Annotated in this window: 16 protein-coding genes and 1 pseudogene; 16 read left to right on the forward strand and 1 reads right to left on the reverse strand. The window is 39.6% G+C overall.

Going from position 1 to position 16,657, the window contains the following annotated elements:
- Positions 1 to 51: 51 nt before the first annotated feature.
- A complete protein-coding gene (locus OB236_RS11880; RefSeq protein WP_262684193.1) occupies positions 52 to 1,272 on the reverse strand; it encodes a leucine-rich repeat domain-containing protein in 1,221 nt (406 codons plus the stop codon).
- A gap of 165 nt (positions 1,273 to 1,437) precedes the next feature.
- On the opposite strand from OB236_RS11880, the gene OB236_RS40055 reads away from it, so the two are divergent.
- The 16 genes and pseudogenes from OB236_RS40055 (at position 1,438) to OB236_RS11955 (ending at position 16,516) form a co-directional block, all read left to right on the forward strand.
- Complete coding sequence (locus OB236_RS40055) at positions 1,438 to 1,506, forward strand: hypothetical protein (protein WP_408638452.1); 69 nt, start codon at positions 1,438 to 1,440, stop codon at positions 1,504 to 1,506.
- Between the two features lie 474 nt (positions 1,507 to 1,980).
- Positions 1,981 to 2,313 carry a winged helix-turn-helix transcriptional regulator gene (locus tag OB236_RS11885; protein WP_262684194.1) on the forward strand — a complete coding sequence of 111 codons (333 nt, stop codon included), beginning with the start codon at positions 1,981 to 1,983 and terminating at the stop codon, positions 2,311 to 2,313.
- Between the two features lie 338 nt (positions 2,314 to 2,651).
- Complete coding sequence (locus OB236_RS11890) at positions 2,652 to 3,380, forward strand: NAD(P)-dependent oxidoreductase (RefSeq protein WP_262684195.1); 729 nt, start codon at positions 2,652 to 2,654, stop codon at positions 3,378 to 3,380.
- Between the two features lie 14 nt (positions 3,381 to 3,394).
- A complete protein-coding gene (locus OB236_RS11895) occupies positions 3,395 to 3,853 on the forward strand; it encodes a DUF2269 domain-containing protein (protein ID WP_262684196.1) in 459 nt (152 codons plus the stop codon).
- A 523-nt stretch (positions 3,854 to 4,376) separates the two neighbouring features.
- Positions 4,377 to 4,532, forward strand: a complete 156-nt coding sequence (locus OB236_RS11900; protein WP_262684197.1) for a hypothetical protein — start codon at positions 4,377 to 4,379, stop codon at positions 4,530 to 4,532.
- 256 nt (positions 4,533 to 4,788) lie between these two features.
- Positions 4,789 to 5,523, forward strand: a complete 735-nt coding sequence (locus OB236_RS11905; protein WP_262684250.1) for a PHP domain-containing protein — start codon at positions 4,789 to 4,791, stop codon at positions 5,521 to 5,523.
- 116 nt (positions 5,524 to 5,639) lie between these two features.
- Positions 5,640 to 6,533 (forward strand): annotated as a pseudogene (locus OB236_RS11910) (dihydrodipicolinate synthase family protein).
- A 199-nt stretch (positions 6,534 to 6,732) separates the two neighbouring features.
- Complete coding sequence (locus OB236_RS11915; protein WP_262684198.1) at positions 6,733 to 7,461, forward strand: histidine phosphatase family protein; 729 nt, start codon at positions 6,733 to 6,735, stop codon at positions 7,459 to 7,461.
- A gap of 124 nt (positions 7,462 to 7,585) precedes the next feature.
- On the forward strand, positions 7,586 to 9,148 hold the full coding sequence (locus OB236_RS11920) for an extracellular solute-binding protein (protein WP_262684199.1): 1,563 nt from the start codon (positions 7,586 to 7,588) through the stop codon (positions 9,146 to 9,148).
- A gap of 107 nt (positions 9,149 to 9,255) precedes the next feature.
- Entirely contained in the window at positions 9,256 to 10,161 is a 906-nt protein-coding gene (locus OB236_RS11925) for an ABC transporter permease (protein ID WP_262684200.1), read from the forward strand.
- Between the two features lie 9 nt (positions 10,162 to 10,170).
- The gene (locus OB236_RS11930; protein WP_262684201.1) at positions 10,171 to 11,037 is read left to right on the forward strand and encodes a carbohydrate ABC transporter permease; all 867 of its coding nucleotides are present in this window, start codon (positions 10,171 to 10,173) and stop codon (positions 11,035 to 11,037) included.
- A gap of 14 nt (positions 11,038 to 11,051) precedes the next feature.
- Positions 11,052 to 12,008 (forward strand): ABC transporter ATP-binding protein, encoded by a 957-nt coding sequence (locus OB236_RS11935; RefSeq protein ID WP_262684202.1) that lies wholly within the window; start codon positions 11,052 to 11,054, stop codon positions 12,006 to 12,008.
- Positions 11,992 to 12,855, forward strand: coding sequence for an ABC transporter permease (locus OB236_RS11940; RefSeq protein ID WP_262684203.1), 864 nt, complete (start codon positions 11,992 to 11,994; stop codon positions 12,853 to 12,855). The genes OB236_RS11935 and OB236_RS11940 overlap by 17 nt, the downstream gene beginning before the upstream one ends.
- A gap of 2 nt (positions 12,856 to 12,857) precedes the next feature.
- Positions 12,858 to 14,297 carry a GldG family protein gene (locus tag OB236_RS11945; protein ID WP_262684204.1) on the forward strand — a complete coding sequence of 480 codons (1,440 nt, stop codon included), beginning with the start codon at positions 12,858 to 12,860 and terminating at the stop codon, positions 14,295 to 14,297.
- Complete coding sequence (locus tag OB236_RS11950; protein ID WP_262684205.1) at positions 14,298 to 15,779, forward strand: DUF4340 domain-containing protein; 1,482 nt, start codon at positions 14,298 to 14,300, stop codon at positions 15,777 to 15,779. It abuts the gene before it with no gap.
- A 17-nt stretch (positions 15,780 to 15,796) separates the two neighbouring features.
- Entirely contained in the window at positions 15,797 to 16,516 is a 720-nt protein-coding gene (locus OB236_RS11955) for a metallophosphoesterase family protein (RefSeq protein WP_262684206.1), read from the forward strand.
- Positions 16,517 to 16,657 lie beyond the last annotated feature (141 nt).

The following is a 16,657-nucleotide window of genomic DNA, read 5'->3' on the forward strand; positions in this document are numbered from 1 at the left end:
TCCTTCTGCTGTTTCGCTTGTCCAGGCAAACGGACTCATTTGTATCATCCGTCAATATGTTTCATACACAAGTGTGTCGTCGAGTTGAAACGTTTTCTGAAAGACTGCGTAGATGAGCAATTGTCCTGCCGGCGTTTCCCCTGCATCGTAACCAAGTCGAATGGGGCCAAGCTCCTCGAACACCAGCTCAGACAGCACCAGTGTGCTGACATCCTCATCGGGATGCGTATTTGCAATGAGTGTCAATGCTTGATCATGCATCGTCGCCATGTTGTCCCATACTTTCTTCATGACCGGTGACAGCCGTTTCATTTCCGCCTTTGTGCGCACCGCTGCTATAACGTGAATGTCGGTTCCGTGAAACGGCAGTGTCACCTTGTAGTCTGACACCGACATATCATAGGTAAATGTCCCGACACCTTTTACGGTATGGTCTGGTTCCCGAATCAGGTTGTTGGCATAATCCAGCCGTTCCAGCTTTGGAGCCTTGCTTGTGTCCAGTACCACAATTTTGTTATCCGAGCAGTACACTTCGACCAGCTCAGGGTGGTTCAGTTGCAGCTTCGACAGATGGTTTTGAAAACAGCGCAAGCTTTCCAGCCTCGGACTGCTGCTAATGTCCAATTCGGTCAAATGATTACCATTGCACCGCAGTTCCAGTAAATTTTCACAGTTCGTCACCCGCAGTTGGATCAAATGGTTGCTGCCGCAGTCCAGCTTCTCCAGCATCGTGTGATGGTCCAACTCCAAGGTAAACAAGGCGTTATAGCCGCACTGCAGATGGCGCAGCAGCGGATTGCGCTCCAATTCAAGCTTGGACAAGATGTTCCAGTAACAAATCAACTCCGTCAGCATATGATTCTGGCTCACGTCCAGATTGCGGATCCGGTTGTATCCGCAATCCAACGATTCCAGCGCCGCATTCGCCGACAGATCCAGCGCCAAAATCGCATTGGAATTGCAGTGCAGCCGCTTTAGCGCGGAATTGTGGCTTGTATTGAGCGCATTCAACTCGTTGCCGTCGCATTCCAAGTCCACCAAACGTGTGTTGCGGCGAATATCCAGCTCAGTCAGCTTATTGTATGCGCAATTCAGGACATCCAGCGACGTAAAATGCTCCAGTCCGTTCAAGCTTGAGATGTCTTTGTGCGAGATTTGCAGTTCGCCAATCCCTTCTACATCACTTGTTTGAATCGAATCCCGGCCGTCGCAATACGTTTTCAAAAGGAACGTCCGGAACTGTTCATCAATAAAATCGTGGGTAATATTCATCTGTCCTACTCCTTTCAGCAATCGGTCCAAGCTACTCTATCATTTTATACCGGCAGAAGGCATATGCACCACCGCCAAAACTCCCATATGTTTCCGCTTAGACAAATTCCGGAGTGTTTTGGGTTCCTGCTCGAGTGCTGCGATACGATCTTCTGATAATATGTCATCCTTCTCGGTGCCGCTGTGGCAACACTGTTTGCTAATGATGGATCCGCACTCATTTTGAAGAAATAAAGGTAAAACATTGTGTTAAATCTAATATTTATGTAAAAAAGCGTGAAGTTAAAGTAATTATATATCTAAATATAAATCACAAGTTTTGAGAATATCAAAATTGTTTGAATGTATTAAATCGTATTATCAACTATTATTTCATAGCAAGAAATTTAAGGTTTATTAGTATGTTGATTTGGAGTTACTTTATTATGTGAATTTTTTTTCTTGAAGAGAGAACAACTGTCATCGTTGGAAAAAACAACAGTGGCAAGAAATCGCTAGCCGAGCTATTCCGTCGATTACTTTCTGAAACCAAATGACAAGAACTTTATCCCATTCCCGACGAATAGTAGGCGGAAGTGAGTACTGCATTCGTTAATGTCTTTATCCTTTTTAGTTTCAATGATTGACTTGATTGTAGCGCTATCGTAAAATTTTGTTATGTTAATTTTAGGTAATGCACTTACTTAAAACTAAGGGGATGATTTATCAATGATTCATCAGCGTGAATGTCCAGTTGAGACACTCATTCATGTTTTAGGTGGCAAATGGAAGCCAATGATTTTATGGCATTTGATTGAATCCAAAAAGAGATTCAACGATCTGGAAAAGCTTATACCTGATGTTTCACAAAAAATGCTTTCACAACATCTCCGAGATTTGGAACGAGAAGGCATAGTCGATAGAACGGTCTATCCTGATATCCCTCCAAAAGTAGAATATTCTCTTAGTGAATACGGCAGATCATTGATTCCTGTAGCAGAAGTCATGTGTGCTTGGGGAGAAAATCATAATAAGCGAAAATATGAAGAGTCAGCGTCATAAAGCTGGTTCAATGAACTTGTACACTAATTCAATCAACTCAAACCAAAAGCTGCCACGGGATTCCGGGCAGCTTTTGGTTACCTACAGTCGCACTCCTGATATGAAATTAATTATCGGGTTTGAGATAATAAAACTCCTTGTAGTGTAGAATTGTCGCCAATCTGTATATAGAGTTTTCCTGTCCTCCCGATCTCCGCGTTTAATTATGGTATTCCTTTCTGTCATGCTTACCTTTAAGTAAGTACCCTACTTTAAAGTGGGTTCTTAACATAATTTTGAAGCGATGCTAAGCTTGAGTTAACCCAATATTGGGGTCCATTTAAGAGGAGGAAAGAACAATGAAAATTATTGTTTTTGGAGCGACGGGGAATACAGGGAAAAGAGTGTTGGTTCAAGGGATAAAAATGGGGCATGAAATGACCGCATTTGTGCGAAATTCTGAGAAGCTTTATGATCAACTAGGTGAGCATTCTGCAAAGCATGTGAAGGTGATCGTGGACGATATTATGGACCCTGTGAGCGTCGGTGAGGCTCTCGCGCATCAAGACGCCGCTATTATTGCAGCCGGCCATGCGGGCCAGGGAGAAGAGTTTGTTCGTATCGTTGATAACATTATAAGCCAATGTGAATTCCAACCTAGTTTCTCTGGGCGGGTATGGATAATGGGAGGAGCTGGCCTGCTGGATATTCCATATACGGATCTTATCGGCAACAATTTACCCGGCTTCCCACCTGAGTATAGAAATCACAACCGGAATTTCGAAAGGCTACAGCAGACTCAACTCGATTGGTCCATTATGTGTCCGGGAACAATGATTGATTCGAGAGAGCACCCAGATCCGGCTCATCTACATGTAACAACGGAAACCTTGCCCATTCCGATTCCGGAGACGATCAAGGAATATTCCGAGGCAGATATAGCCGGTTACTTGTTCAGCCGACTTCAAGAGCTGAATGTTGCTTATGACGATGTCGCAAAATGTATGTTGGACCATCTTGAGCTTGGAGGAGCGTTTAAAAGAAAAAGGGTCGGTTTAGCCTATCAAAGCAATATTACGGTGTGCTAAGGAGAAGGGGGATAATGGGTTTGTTTGGATTACTGATCGTTTTGCATATACTGGCTTCGATCGCCATAATTGGCCCCGCTTTCGGGATGCCCATCATTCGAAGATCCGCTAGAACCGTCGGCCAACTGCATTTTGCTTTTGGTATAACGACCAAACTTGCCATAATACCTAAAATTGGTGGATCCGTACTTATTTTAACCGGGGTTTGGCTTATGTTCATAACCAAGATGGGGTTATCCCAAATGTGGCTGAATGTATCCATCCTTTTATCGCTGCTCATGGTCGTCATGATCGACGGATGGATCGAGCCGCGTATGAAAAAGATCATAAAGATCATATCTGAAAATCAAGACCAGGGTAATGAAATACCCGCCGAGTTCGGACTGCTGATAAAAAAGATCGTACCAATCGAGACGGCTGCACAGCTGCTGATGATTGCCATATTGGTGCTTATGGTCGTTAAGCCATTTTAAAGAAGCCGATAGGAGTCTCCTAACCACATTTTGACCGCTAACGCATCGTAAGCATCAGTAAAAGGACTTTCGAATGTGGAAAAGGCAGTGCTTGCTTATTCATAGAATAATGCATTATGCATGATGCTCGTGCAAGAGTAATTCCTCAATGTTAGACTAGCCATGTATGAATGAAAGCGCTTATAAATTAGTTTACATACAAAAAAACGTTTGTTATAATCATATTATCTTAATCATTAAAGTATATAACGAAGTATGGGGGAAATATCCAATGTTGCTGACTGAGAAGCAGTTGGAGAGATGGATTACAGAATTGGAGAAATACGGAGCTGGATCGGATGGCTGCCCACGTTGATGTGATTGGTGTCATTGATCAAGAAAAACTAATGAAGTCGAGGTCTTGCTCAGTATTTAAGAATTTCTCCCTCCTACAAGAAAGTCAACACGAAATAATTACAGCAGGGTTCAATTGTCGGATCGAGTAGGCAAACCCTGCTGTTTTATTTTGGGTGAAAAAGGTGCCATGTGGATTAGAATTCAATTACGTACATTTGTTCCGACAGGAGCTGTTGCGCGACCCATCGATATCACTGGAGCCGAAGATTCGTTCATTGCAGTTTTGATCTCGGCATTGGGAGTAGGCTGCAGCGGAACGATGGCTGTGGCATTCACTCAATAGGCTGCTGGGAATTATAGGTAACGGAAGTGTCGCTAGAGCTACAAAGGAGCGATTTGCATCGAACTCGAGGGTCATCGGTTCCAAGGTGCCATCAAGAAAGACCAGCAAGGCATTGTGAAAGCCTACGAACACTTGGTGAAATACTTTAAGTGATTCTTTAAAAAAGACTCCTCGGTTTTGACAAGATGAGTGTTTTCACAAGAAATTATCTTATTGATTAAAATAAAAAATGAAAGGAGGCGAGCATGTGTACAAAATGGAGCAAACCTACGATTTGGAACGATTAATCCAACAAAATCTGCATATTCACACTACGTATTCGCCTTGTGCCAAACCTGAAATGATTGCTCGCGATATTGTGAACAAGGCAGTGAAGGACAACATTCGGGTCATCGCGTTTACCGATCATTATAACAGTGGAGATTTTCCGATACTGAACACGAATCGCGAGTTGAAGAACCAAGCGGAGGAATGCGGCACGGATCTAAAAGTTTTGTACGCCTCCGAGTTGTCAGCATACGGTGTCGGCAAATTTCTCGATGCGCCTGTCATTAATGAAGCTTTGGATTACCGCCTGTATGCCTACAATCATTATCACCTCGATTACTGGGAACACCCCGAAGACAAGTCACCACGAGGGTATGTGCGGCATGCGCTGCAAGTACTGGAGTCGTTATTTGCTACAAGTAGGGCCGATTGCATAGCCCATCCTTTTATCGGCAGATTTATTCATTGTTTCGAAGACAAGACGCTCGTTACGAAGGAGATCACTGATAACGAACTGGGGGATATACTGAAAAAGGGGAAACAAAGCCAGGTTGCCTGGGAATTGAATGTGCCGGCTTTATTCGCCGATCCGGAGTTTTCGAAACGATACTGGCGTATAGGCAAAGAGATTGGAGTTGTGTTCCATTTGGGTACTGACGCCCATTCGATGGCCGCCGTCTCGACGTCCCAGCACTTGGAGCGATTGAAACAGTTATTGGAGTAGATAGGTTCCTAAAGCGAATCACACCTTCAGATACGCCAATCCGGGAGTGGATTATACTACGTCGAGCGGCGGTGCACCATTGAAGGTTAAATTTCGAATATTGAGGAAGTGATAGTATGTCAAACGTTCATGAATTGAAACATAACAATCCATTCTCCGGTGTGTATTCATTGCTTCTTACTCCATTTCTGCAAGACGGAAGTATAGATTGGAACTGCTACGATAAATATGTAGATTGGCAGCTCTCCATGCAGCCAAACGGCCTATTTGCAGTTTGCGGCAGCAGTGAGATGGGGATGCTGACCTTGGATGAACGGTTGTCCCTTGCGGAAATTGCTGTGAAGAGAGCAGGCAATACTCCAGTTGTCGCTACTGCCAACGTCAGCCCCAACACTGGCAACCACGCTGAAGAATTGCGCCGTATGGAGGAGACCGGCGTGTAAGGTGTGGTTTTCATTCCTCCAAAAGGAATGGGTGAAAATCAAGAACGGCTTGGTGCATATTTTGCTGATCTGGCCGGTCGATCATCGGTGCCCGTCATTTTGTATGAGTGTCCGTTAAATAAGCCGCATCTTATCGATCCACATGTGTACAGCAGCCTTGTTGTTAATCATGGAATTGTAGGGATAAAGGACACGACTTGTACGATCGAAGGTATTGAGGCGAAAATCAAGGGTGCTCCAAATAGTATCGTCTACCAAGCAAATACGCAGCATATGTTGGATGCAATTCATCTCGGTGCAAGAGGCATCATGGCCATTACGGCAACGGCTGCGGCTGACGTCGTGATACAGCTATGGCGCGAAGCATCAACCCATTCCGACGTGGCTGTCAAGACTCACAAGAAGCTTGTAGCTTTAAATGACGCGCTTGGCTTGGGCTATACAGCAACTGCGAAGTATCTTGCGGCATTACGTGGAATACCAATGAATAATGTAACGAGATCAAATAAAAGCCTGAGCGAAGAAGCGGCAGCAGCGATACGCGCATGGCACATTTCAACCATATGAAAAACAAACAATCATTTAGATGCATTGTCGTACCAAAGCAATGTAAACGCTTTAATGGGATAGTATTTGAGACTCTAAATGATAAAGTAAATATCTTAATAAAGAAGGGGGTGATTGAAGAAATAAAGGACAAATGGAACATCATTTTTCTGGATTGAAGAAAAGTAGGAAAGGTTCGTGAAGGAGTATGACCATAAGGATGTATATCGTCAGGCATGCCCAGCCTGCGAATCAAGAGCCAGGCTATACAGGCGGGCCTAATTACCCGCTGGGCAAGCTTGGATTGGAGCAAGCAGCATGTGTAGGAGAACAATTCGCCAATTGGCTGCCACTGGATGCTATGTATTCCAGTACCCTGCAAAGAGCACTTCAAACAGCAGAAGCGATCCATAAAAGAAGGAGCGTAGCTTGGTATGTGTATCCGGCGTTGTCTGAAACGGATCGCAGAGGCTGGCCACTGATGCGTGAATTGGTAGGTGCAGGGAGTTATGAGGTTCATGCTGAAGAAGCTGCTGCCAACAAAGCCGCCCAAAGCGAGCATTACCCACTATTATCTAAATTAGGAGAGCTGTTCCCCGGTGTACAAACAGGAGGGAACTTCGATTGGCCGGATATTTGGCAGCCTGCTCTAGAAGCGGAAACGAGAGAGAAAACCTATGATCGCGCGAGACGTGTCATGGCGACTATCAGAAAAATTCATGAAGGCACAGATGTCACGATTGCTATTGTATGCCATGCGGCGTTTGGTTCCGTTATGCTTAACGACCTTCTGGGATGCGATCCATGCGACCATAACCGGTTCAGCTTCTCACATGCCGCCATTGCCAGGGTTGATATAGAGGATGACGGTGGGGTAAGTCTTCGATTATTGAATTATATTGGGCATCTTCGGCAGGATATGGTCACTGAAGGTGTGGAATTTCAATAGATAAATCAAAAAATCGTAAGGAGTGTTGTGGATAGACATGATAAATTTCTAAGCATGAACATGTTTGTAAGCGTGTGCGAAACAATCGTCAAGTCCTAACAAATAAATTTTTGGAGGAATTACAATGAGTAAGAGTTTCAATTTATTTGGTAAAGTTGCTACGTTTGGATTAACCGTTGCTATGATGACATCGTGTTCAAGCTCTGGTGGTACTACGGCTTCACCTGCACCTTCCGGATCATCTTCAACTCCTGCGGGGCCTGCGCCAACAATCAATATTGGTTTCAAAGGCGTGTATGCAGATGGTGACCGAACAAACAACCCAGTATTAGCAGAATTGCAGAAAAAAACAAACACGGTTATTAAAGTTCAAGAAATGCCGGACGATAGTTATGTTCAAAAAATCACCTTACAATTTAACAGTGGTACGGCACCTGATATCGTTCATGCTAGTACGGATACAACAACAATTGGTATGATTAACAACTTTGGCGCAAACGGTTTGTTAAAGAAAATGTCTGATCTATTACCTAAAATGCCTAATGTTCAAAAATTTTATGATAAAGAGATGCAAAGCAAATTTGTAAATGCAGATGGCAGTTTATACATATTACCTACACCAAGAGACGTTGGTTATGGCGCAGTATTTATTAGACAAGACTGGTTGGATAACCTAGGTTTAAAAACTCCCAAGACATTTGATGAATATAAGGAAGTTTTAAAACAGTTTGCAACAAAAGATCCAGACAAAAATGGTAAAGATGGCGATACTTACGGCGCTGTTTTTGATAAACAAAGTGGTCTGGAGCCCGCATTAGCACCTTTCGGTGTTCCTTACGCAGATTGGATGAAAACAGCTGACAACAAATTAGTTTGGTCACAAATAACTCCTGAATACAAAAAAGCAATCGGTTTTGCCAGAGAATTAGTTGCAGCCAAAATAGTTGACCCTGAATTTGTAACCTATCAACCAAACAATGGTAAAACTCAACTTATAAGAAACAGCAAAGTCGGTGTATATCAGGGAGTTTCGTCCGGTGCTGCTGCAGACTTAGCTATTATCCAGGAAAAGACACCTAATGCTAAAGTCGTTGTTCTTGAGGTTCCACCAGCTCCTGGAATTGCAAAAAGTGTATCCGCTTATGGAAACATTATTAAAAAAAATAAAGATGGTTTGCCTGTTGGTTTCTCTAGCATATGGGCTGTGAATTCAAAAGTAAATGCCGATGTTTTAGACGGTATTGCAAGGATTTTTGACTTTACATCTGGCGACAAATTAATGACAGTTGGTGTTGAAGGTAAGGATTACACAAAATCAGGTAATGATTATAAACTATCCAAAGACTTAAAAGGTTTAAGACAAGATGGGGCTTGGGACGTTTATACCATCGGCAATATGGAGGGGCAAAGAGAGTTCTGGAAAGACCTGTGGCCGGCAGAAACAGCTACTAACATGGCTAATACAGGATTATCCACTCAACCAAGAGTTATCTATTTCTCTACTCCTACAACGGATGCACAATTAACACAAATTACAGCTAAAGCAACTGAAATATTTACACAAATTATTTCAGGTAAAGTGGAATTAGAAGCAGGTTGGGCTGAATGGGAAAAACAATTTAAATTGTTAAAAGGCGATGTCATGTCTCAAGAAATAAACGAAAGATATGCTAAAAACGCTAAGTAAAGTAAGCGAATTATTTTAGTACTTACAAGTGCAAGGATAAAGAACATCTTGTCCTTGCACTTATTGACTAAAAGATAAACTCCGTTTAGTAAAGAGGAGATGCCAAAATGTTTGTTCAAAATATCAAGAAACACTTTTCACTTTATATGCTTTTATTGCCTGGACTCGCATTTTATATCATTTTTAAGTATGTGCCTATTGTTGGTTATTTAATGGCTTTCCAAGATTTCAAAATTGGTAAAGGACTATTCGGGAGTCCGTGGGTTGGCTTAGATAACTTTCGCTTTATGTTTCAAGACAACAATTTTGTGAATGCTTTAAGCAACACGCTCATAATCAGTGTATATAAACTTATTTTTGGAACTATCGGCCCGATTGTTTTGGCATTATTACTAAATGAAGTCATCGGTACTAAATTCAAAAAAATAATCCAAACCATATCGTATTTGCCTCACTTTATATCATGGGTCATCATTGCCGGTATATTGACAGGGATTCTTTCTTCTAAAGGTATCATAAATTATGTTTTAGTTGAGATGCTTCATCAAGATAAAATTATATTTTTGGCAGACCCCATTTATTTTAGAAGCATTATGGTCATTACCGAAGTATGGAAAAACCTGGGCTGGGGTACCATTATTTATTTGGCTGCTATCTCCGGAATAGATTCTGAAATGTATGAAGCGGCAATTGTTGATGGGTGTTCCCGATTTAAACAAGCCCTGTATATAACACTTCCATGTATGATACCAACGATTATTGTGCTGTTGATTTTGCATTTAGGGGGTATTCTTAACGCGGGATTTGAGCAAATTTACTTGTTCTATACGCCACCTGTATATCCTGTTGCGGATATTTTGGATACATTGGCTTTACGTATTGGTATTCAGAATAATTTCAACTATGGAGTTGCAACGGCTATCACCATATTTAAATCAGTTGTAGGTTTACTCTTGATTATTGCTGTAAACAAAATAGTCAAATATGTGGATAAAGAACATGGCATATGGTAGGAGGCTAAGATGACAAGACGAACAACAGGTGAGAAAATATTCGGTTACTTTAATGGGTTGCTACTAATCATTTTCTGTATAACCATTTTATATCCATTTATTAATATTATTGCTATCTCTTTTAGTTCTACGGCTGCTGCTAACACTGGTTCAATAACTGTTTTTCCGATAGGTTTTAATATAGCAGCCTATAAATATCTGGCTAATTACAGTCAACTTGTGACGGGTTTTAATGTAACTATGTTTGTGACGGTCATAGGTACAGCTTTAAATTTAATTTTTACAGTAGTTACAGCGTATCCGTTATCAAGAAAATATTTACCTTACAGAAAACCAGTTAAATTTTTCTTATTACTTACCATGCTTTTTCCACCAGGTATTGTGCAGCTTTATATTCTTTATATCAATTTAAACTTAATTGATTCGATATGGGTTTTAATTATACCGGGACTTATTAATACATTTAACGTCATTGTTATGATCAGCTTCTTCGAAACGATTCCACAAGAAATTATTGATGCTTCCAGAATTGATGGTTTATCAGAGATACAAATGATTTTCAGAATTATATTCCCGCTATCCATGGCAGCTATAAGCACAATTGGTTTGTTCTATGCTGTAGATCACTGGAATGCTTGGTTTAATGGATCTATTTTTATAAACACCAAGGACAAATGGCCTTTACAGCTAGTGTTGAAAAATATTTTAAGTACAACGATAGCCGCCGACACTAATGTGGATACGGGTACAGTTCCTCCAGCCTATCAAATTCAAATGGCCATGGTATTTATTACAACTTTACCTATTTTGCTTGTATATCCATTTATCCAAAAATACTTTGTAAAAGGCGTTATGATTGGTGGTATAAAAGGTTAATTCAGGAGGTACTTATGATAGAAGTAAGAAACTTAACGAAGCATTACGGAAAACATGTAGCGGTAGATCATGTAAGTTTTACAATAGCCGATGGAGAAATTGTAGGCTTTCTTGGACCCAATGGAGCAGGTAAATCGACTACAATGAATATGATGACCGGATACATGGCTTCAACAGAAGGAGAGGTTATCCTAGCGGGACATAATATTTTGGATGAGCCGGAAAAAGCAAAATCTAAATTAGGCTATTTGCCTGAACAACCACCGCTCTATTTTGACATGAAAGTAGATGAATATTTAAACTTTGTGGCTGATATAAAAAAAGTCAAGTCAAGTCAAAAAAAGGCAATGATTGAAGAAATAAAAGAAACGGTACGGATTAAGGATGTGTCTAATAGATTAATAAAAAATTTATCTAAAGGCTATAAGCAAAGAGTTGGTTTAGCACAAGCTATGATAGGTAATCCTGAAATCATTATTCTTGATGAGCCTACAGTAGGGTTAGACCCTAAACAAATTATTGAAATGCGCGACGTTATCAAAACATTAGGTACTAAACATACAGTCATATTAAGCTCACACATCCTTTCAGAAGTTAGTGCAGTTTGTGACAGAGTGATCATTATAAATAAAGGCAAAATAGTTGCTAGCGAGACCCCTGACCAATTGTCAAATAACTTGATACAAGGTTCTAAATTGTTGTCTCGTATTAAAGGGACAGAAGCAGAAATTAAACATGCGATTGCTAGTTTTCCATTCATCAAGCATGTACAAATAGTGGGCAGCAAAGAATGCGATACGCTGGATGTTATTTTTGAGGGCGACAATCACACAGATATAAGAGAATTTATTTTTCATGCTATGTCAAAAAGTAATTTACCGGTATTAACACAACAACCGCTTAATCTTTCCCTGGAAGAAATTTTCTTAGAAGCAACAGGAGAAAGGATCCATTATGACAAGCATAATTAAAAAAGAATTAAGAACCTATTTTACTACCATGTCAGGATATATTTTCTTGACATTTTTATTATTACTTTCAGCGGTATATTTTGTAATTGGAAATATAAGTGCACAATCAGCAGATTTTTCGGGAGTATTAACAAGTATTGCGGTTTATTACTTATTTTTAATTCCCATATTGACCATGAGGTTATTTGCGGAAGAGGCTAAATTAAAAACAGACCAATTATTGTACACATCGCCTGTTTCCATAACGGATATCACTGTGGGCAAATTTATAGCTGCTTCGATTGTATTAGGTATCGGTACGGTACTTACATTCATCTTTCCTATCATATTAATACTGTTTTCAGATATTAACCTGATGCTCATCGTTGTTAGTTATTTGGGATTTATATTGTTTGGTTTAAGCTTAATCAGCGTTGGCATGTTTGTATCGTCTTTAACAGAAAACCAAATCATAGCTGCGGTTATCACATTTGCAACGGTATTTTTGTTCTTTATCATGGACGGTTTAGCAAAAGCACTGCCAGCTGATAAAATGAGCTCCATATTTTTTATTACAGCAATAATAGGTATATTTGGATTCATCGTATATGACAGTACGAAAAATAAAGTTGTGGCAGTTTGTATAACCCTTTTATTCTTAGCAGTAGAAGTGGTTTTATATTTCATAAAGCCAACCTTATTTGAGGGTACAATTGCTTATGTTTTACAATGGTTTTCCGTGTTTAACAGATTTACTAATTTTCAGCGAGGCGTTTTACATGTATCTGACATTATTTATAACCTTACCTTTTTTATTGCGTTCACCTATTTAACTATAAATGGAATTGAAAAGAGAAGGTGGAGGTAATAATGAATAATTTAATTCATGCCTTGAATAATAAAAAATTTAGATATGGAGCATTTTCAACATTAACAGCAATAGTCGTTTTAGCGGTGTTGATCATTGTAAACTTAATCTTTTCCAGTTTAAATTTAAGTTATGATGTCAGTAAAAACAAAGCATACTCCATATCCAAATATTCAATAGATATTATTAAAAAAGTACAAGATCCCATACATATTTATATTTTTACAAAACCTGGGGGTGAAAATCCTGATTTTAAAGATATTATCCTCGATTATACAAAATATAACAGTAACATTCAGGTTGCTGTAAAAGATCCCAATTTATATCCGCAGCTTGTGGAAAAATTTAAATCGGACCCGTCGCAAGCGGTTTCAAGCAATAGTGTTGTGGTGGAAAATGGAAAAACAAATAAGTTCAAATTAATAGATGCCGGGCAAATGATTACAATCGGATTTGACCAGCAAACCTATAAAGAATACGTGCAGTCCATCGATGTTGAGCCTCAAATTACGAATGCTATTGAACATGTTACAAGTGAAAAAGCACATATCATTTATAGCATAGCAGGCAACGGAGAGCTATCTTTACCAGAAAAATTAATTAATACTATTAAACTTGCCAATTATGAAATGAAGGATATAAATCTATTAACAGAAGAGGTTCCCAAAGAGGCAAACTTAATTTTTGCAACAACACCTGCCAAAGACTGGACGCCAAATATGGTAAATAAAGTAAATACATATTTACAAAATGGAGGACGAGCGGTTTTTGCACTTAATTTTACTACTTCTGCTTTTCCTAATTTAATGTCAGTTGTAGGTGCCTATGGAGTGTCTGTAGACAATAAAGTGATCATAGAACCTAATACAAATCTTTCTTTACCAAATCAACCTACGGTATTGCTGCCTAACCTGGAGGCCAGTGAAATCACCCGGAATTTAGCAGACAAACAATACAAAGTATTATTGCCGGTAGCAACTGGCATAAAACAAAATGATATTAAGAGAAATTCATTAAAAGTTACTCCGTTATTAACCAGTTCAGCAAAGTCATATGCCAAAAATAGTTCAGCTCAAAGTGTTGAAAAAGCGAGCGGCGATATGTCGGGGCCATTTAATTTGGCAGTCATGATTACGGATTTTACGAATACGAAATCGTATTTGGAAACAAAATTAGTCGTTATTGGTACAGATACGTTAATATCACCTGAATCAAACTCCGTATCCGGAGGAACGAACTATAATTTCCTCGTAAATTCAATAAATTGGACTCAAGGCAAAGAAAGCGGAAGCTACATCCCTCCTAAAGCTCCTAATGCTGCTGCACAATTACAATTAAGCGGCGCACAAGCAGTTATCATCACATTAGTGACCGTAATTGTTATTCCATTGATAATCTTAGTTACGGGTATTGTGGTTTGGGCTAAAAGGAGAAATAGCTAAATGAAAAGGAAAATCATATTTTTTATCGCGGTAGTCGCAGTTTTGGTTATCCTGTTGATTATTCAATTTGCCATTCAAACTAACAATCAAAAAGAAGGAACTCAAGCAGCGGCAGCGGCAACTACCGTATCAACACCAACATTTTCGATTGGTGGCAGTGAAAGCGATGTAAAAGAAATCAAAATCGTTAACACAGCTGGTGTGATTAAATTGGTACCTACAAAGGGGATTTCGGGTAGCGAGAGTATAGATTGGGTTTTGGAAACCAAGCCGGACTTTCCAATTGACCAGAATTTGTTAAACAATATGGCTGTAAGTGCTTTAACCAAATTCAATTTGCTTGATGAACATGCAACGAATTTAAAGCAATTTGGGTTAGACCCTGCACATGCTGAAGTGAATGTTACTCTTAATAATGGTAGAGAGCATACAATAAAAATAGGTAAACCAACTCCGGATCAGGCAAATTATTATGTTGTTATTAACAATGAAAAGGGAATATATTTAATGAATAGCGGTAATGCAAAAAAATTATTAGTAAGTTTAAACGATCTGTTTGACAAAAAAATTCCTGAAATTAATTTAAAAAACTTAAAATCGATGGAAATCCTTAAATCAGGAAAGCTTTTTTTAGATCTAAAAGCAAAACAAAATAAAGAATCTACACCTTCATCTTTACCTGGAGCACATCTATTACCAACTAATCATTTAGTTATGAAGGTTCCTGTACCTGACAGAGATGTTTACTTGGAAGATTTTGCTAAAAGGACTTTTGGATTGCCTGGGGGTACTACCCATATAACTAATGCTACAATAAAAGTATTATCCATAGTTGATGAGAAGCCGCTAGACATGGGACATTACGGACTTTCAGTGCCTGCATTAGAGATTAAAATTCAAGATGATAAAAATGGATATCATTTAATGTTAGGTGATGCAAGCGGAGATATCATTTATGCTAAATTTGCTGACAAGAACTATATATTTTCGATAAACCGAGAAAGTATCCGTTCCTTACTTACATTTGAGCCCATTCAGTTTATAGATCGCTTTTTAGCTTTAATCAATATTGTTGATTGTGATCAAATTTCAATAGAAGCTTCATCTTCGAAATTCAATGTAGTAATTAATCATAAAGAATTACCCTTAGCAAGAGGACAATCAACTCAAGGAGAAGAACAAAGCGGAATATTTAACGGTAAAGTGGTTGAGGTTGATCAATTAAGAAAGTTTTATGAAATGATAATAGGACTAAGTTTTGATGCAGTTATAGAACCTGTAGAAAAGCCTGGAAATTCTTTAACTACGATAAAATATACAACTAAAAAAGGAGAAAAGACAGTAACTTTCTATACATATAATGATAACTTCTATTTAGTAAAAGTAGATGATGGAGCTGCTCAATATTTAATAAATAAACAAGCCGTTGATGAAGTCATAATGGCCTGTAAAGCTATGCTGTCAGATATTCATATCACATAATAAGGGGATGGCGCTCGATGAAGGCACTGATTATTTCCGATATCCACGCCAATATTTATGCATTAGAAAACATTTGGAAACAAGAAAAAGACAGCGATGTCATTTATTGTGCAGGAGATTTGGTTGATTACGGACCTTTTCCCAAGGAAGTACTACAATGGATTACGGAGCATAAGGCTTTGTGCGTGAAAGGAAACCATGATGAGCGTGTAGCTGCCTTATATCGCAACAAAGATCAATTGTGGAATGTTTCGCTTGAAGAGCGAACTTGGGCGCATGACAATGCTCAAAAGCTTAGTGAGGCGGATATTGAATTTTTGGAAAATCTGCCTCATTCACTTGCATTCACTATGGATTCTATTGGATATACCATGCAGCATATGTACAACAATTACGAGACCATTCCTAGTCTCCATCATTATTATAGCTTCTGGGAACAGCAGACCAAGGAACCCATTACGAGCATGGAACATAAACGAATGATATTCGGCCACACGCATCGAAGAGCTATTCATTATCTAAGCAACCAGGAACTGTGGATGAATCCCGGAAGTATCTCGTATCGCAGACCTGACGATCCATGTAAAGAGGCACATTATATGACGATTACAGATGGACGTATCGATATGAAGAGCTTACAATACGATCGCTCACCCCTACTGCAGGCAACCTTGTCCACAACACTCAAGCAAAGAGGAGAACTAGATGTAGCTCTTGTCTTTTTCGGGGAAAACTAGAAGTAGAAAGGATCAAAATGAGGAAAATCAAATCCAGGTGCTTCGGGATCTCGGAGTAGAGATTTTCAGGCTTCTCGATCGGACACCCGATGCCCAAGTCGACGAGGACCGTGGGGGGGACGTCGCATCCGCCGCCGCGGT

The organism is Paenibacillus baimaensis (genome assembly GCF_025567575.1).

Coding starts and splice junctions, on each gene's coding strand:
- OB236_RS11890 (WP_262684195.1), top strand. CDS start 2,652: ATGAAAATTATTGTTTTTGGAGCGACGGGGAATACAGGGAAAAGAGTG.
- OB236_RS11955 (WP_262684206.1), top strand. CDS start 15,797: ATGAAGGCACTGATTATTTCCGATATCCACGCCAATATTTATGCATTA.
- OB236_RS11950 (WP_262684205.1), top strand. CDS start 14,298: ATGAAAAGGAAAATCATATTTTTTATCGCGGTAGTCGCAGTTTTGGTT.
- OB236_RS11920 (WP_262684199.1), top strand. CDS start 7,586: ATGAGTAAGAGTTTCAATTTATTTGGTAAAGTTGCTACGTTTGGATTA.
- OB236_RS11905 (WP_262684250.1), top strand. CDS start 4,789: ATGGAGCAAACCTACGATTTGGAACGATTAATCCAACAAAATCTGCAT.
- OB236_RS11900 (WP_262684197.1), top strand. CDS start 4,377: ATGTGGATTAGAATTCAATTACGTACATTTGTTCCGACAGGAGCTGTT.
- OB236_RS11885 (WP_262684194.1), top strand. CDS start 1,981: ATGATTCATCAGCGTGAATGTCCAGTTGAGACACTCATTCATGTTTTA.
- OB236_RS11935 (WP_262684202.1), top strand. CDS start 11,052: ATGATAGAAGTAAGAAACTTAACGAAGCATTACGGAAAACATGTAGCG.
- OB236_RS11895 (WP_262684196.1), top strand. CDS start 3,395: ATGGGTTTGTTTGGATTACTGATCGTTTTGCATATACTGGCTTCGATC.
- OB236_RS11880 (WP_262684193.1), bottom strand. CDS start 1,272: ATGAATATTACCCACGATTTTATTGATGAACAGTTCCGGACGTTCCTT.
- OB236_RS11940 (WP_262684203.1), top strand. CDS start 11,992: ATGACAAGCATAATTAAAAAAGAATTAAGAACCTATTTTACTACCATG.
- OB236_RS11915 (WP_262684198.1), top strand. CDS start 6,733: ATGTATATCGTCAGGCATGCCCAGCCTGCGAATCAAGAGCCAGGCTAT.
- OB236_RS11930 (WP_262684201.1), top strand. CDS start 10,171: ATGACAAGACGAACAACAGGTGAGAAAATATTCGGTTACTTTAATGGG.
- OB236_RS11945 (WP_262684204.1), top strand. CDS start 12,858: ATGAATAATTTAATTCATGCCTTGAATAATAAAAAATTTAGATATGGA.
- OB236_RS11925 (WP_262684200.1), top strand. CDS start 9,256: ATGTTTGTTCAAAATATCAAGAAACACTTTTCACTTTATATGCTTTTA.